A 2,198-nucleotide genomic window follows, 5' to 3' on the forward strand; every position below is an offset into this window, starting at 1 on the left:
TAGCCCCGGTTTCCCGGAGTTATCCCAGTCTTACAGGCAGGTTACCCACGTGTTACTCACCCGTCCGCCGCTGACTTCCGGGAGCAAGCTCCCTTCTGTCCGCTCGACTTGCATGTATTAGGCACGCCGCCAGCGTTCGTCCTGAGCCAGGATCAAACTCTCCAAAAAGATGTTTGCATTGCACAGGATGTGCAGGCATCTGCGTTGTCACAGGACGTGACGATCTTAGCAGATGATCCTTTACTCATAAATAAATCAAGAATTAACTGGCATGTATTTTGTTCAGTTTTCAAAGATCAATGTTTCTTTTCCAAAAAATTTCATAATCAACTCTATTATTATATCACTTTTAGTGTTTTGAGTCAATAACTTTTTATCCATCGGCCTTCCGAAGCATTTTTCTTCGTCAGCTAAAATATTATATCATAAAAATAAAATTAAAGTCAATAACATTTTGTAATACTTCTTTTTCAGCTTCTCTTCATGACCGCCTTGTTTAGCGGCGAATAATAATATAACATCTTTCCAGACACAAAGTCAATCGTTCTTTATAAAAAAATTATATTCCAAAAAGAACGGCCGCTTTTATATATAATTAATGCTATCAAACAGTCATCGTACGTATATTCGTAGATACCTAAGAATGAGATAGATATATGAAAGAAAATAAAGCATTCAGCTGTTCCTAAATAAAAAGGCCCTGCAGCTTCTCGGAATTGCCACTAGTCCCCTATTTCCTTATAATTATTATTAAGTTATAATAAGTAGACGTCTCCTATTCTACTAAGCAAGGAGGTTTACACATGGCTAAGAAGTCCATGATCGCTAAGCAAAAACGCACACCTAAATATAAGGTTCAAAAATATACACGCTGCGAAAGATGCGGCCGTCCGCATTCTGTTTATCGTAAATTTAAGCTTTGCCGCATTTGCTTCAGAGAGCTTGCTTACAAAGGGCAAATCCCTGGGGTCAAGAAAGCCAGCCGGTAATAATAAAGTGAGCAAAATAGTCAGCTTCTCTATGGAGCTGGCTATTTTTTTTGTTTGCTTGCCATACTTTATAAATGATGGTTGGCAAAATAGATTAGAATATATAAGATACAGATATTAGCATGATCATTTAATTCACACGTTTTTACGTTCAGGAGGAAACATGAAAACACCTGTTGGGTTATTACTTACTATTTCTATGATCGCCATCTCTTTCGCCGCCATATTTGTGAAGTGGTCGGATGCACCAGCAAGTATTATAAGCATGTATCGCATGTATCTGGCCTGCGCCTTATTGCTGCCTATGGTATGGCTGAAAAGAGAGGAGTTTAAAAAACTATCCAGGAAAGACTGGCTGTTTTTAGCGATTGCCGGTATTTTTCTAGCTCTGCATTTTGCTTTATGGTTCGGCTCCTTGAAATTAACAACAGTCGCTAGCTCAACCATCATACTGGCTCTACAGCCGATCGTTGCCCTGGTGGGCGGGTTTCTTTTCTATAAAGAAAGAACCAATCTAGCCACCTTGTTATTAATAGGGATCTCTATTATAGGAGTTGCCATGATCGGCTGGGGAGATTTAGGGCTGAGCAAGACCGCTATCTTGGGGGATATTCTTTCGTTTTTAAGTGTTGTAGCCGTAGTCGGTTACTTGTTAATTGGTCAAAATAAAGTAAAGACTATTTCTCATTGGATATACAGCTTTTGTGTATTCTTATTTGCCGCTCTTGCGCTCAACATTTATAACCTTTTGACAAGCACCCCTGTTACCGGATATGGCGCGCACGAGTGGGGAATATTCTTTCTGCTAGCAGTCTTTCCGACAATCGCTCATGTCATCTATAACCTATTGCTCAATTACGTGAACACGACAACTATATCGATGAGCATTTTAGGAGAGCCTGTGGGAGCTACAATCTTAGCTGCTCTTATATTAGATGAACGCGTCACTGACCTGCAGCTAATGGGCGGATTCTTTGTCTTGTCTGGTGTTCTTCTATTTTTAATTCAGCAAAGGAACACATCGATAAAAGAAGAAGCCGGCAGCTACTAATATATAAAGCACCCCTTCTTCAGGAAGATATTATTCGTATTTAAAAAAAGGAGCCTCCAGCAGTCAATGAAGTGACCCCCATAAGTTAGACAGGTTATTTCATTAGGCAATTTGTTGGGCATGAGTCCGGTATTGCACCGGGCTCATACCTTTTAATT

2 protein-coding genes and 1 rRNA gene are annotated in these 2,198 nt (G+C 39.9%); 2 read left to right on the top strand and 1 reads right to left on the bottom strand.

Features of this window, described 5'->3' with window-relative positions:
• Positions 1–168: ribosomal RNA gene (locus tag QY97_RS18770) — 16S ribosomal RNA — on the bottom strand; the annotation flags it as partial.
• 635 nt (positions 169–803) lie between these two features.
• Between QY97_RS18770 and QY97_RS18775 the strand changes: the two genes are divergently transcribed.
• Positions 804–989, top strand: a complete 186-nt coding sequence (locus tag QY97_RS18775; RefSeq protein WP_039237137.1) for a type Z 30S ribosomal protein S14 — start codon at positions 804–806, stop codon at positions 987–989.
• A 163-nt stretch (positions 990–1,152) separates the two neighbouring features.
• A complete protein-coding gene (locus QY97_RS18780) occupies positions 1,153–2,040 on the top strand; it encodes a DMT family transporter (RefSeq protein WP_039237139.1) in 888 nt (295 codons plus the stop codon).
• Positions 2,041–2,198 lie beyond the last annotated feature (158 nt).

The sequence above is a fragment of the Bacillus thermotolerans genome (assembly GCF_000812025.2).
Classification (GTDB): domain Bacteria; phylum Bacillota; class Bacilli; order Bacillales; family Domibacillaceae; genus Quasibacillus; species Quasibacillus thermotolerans.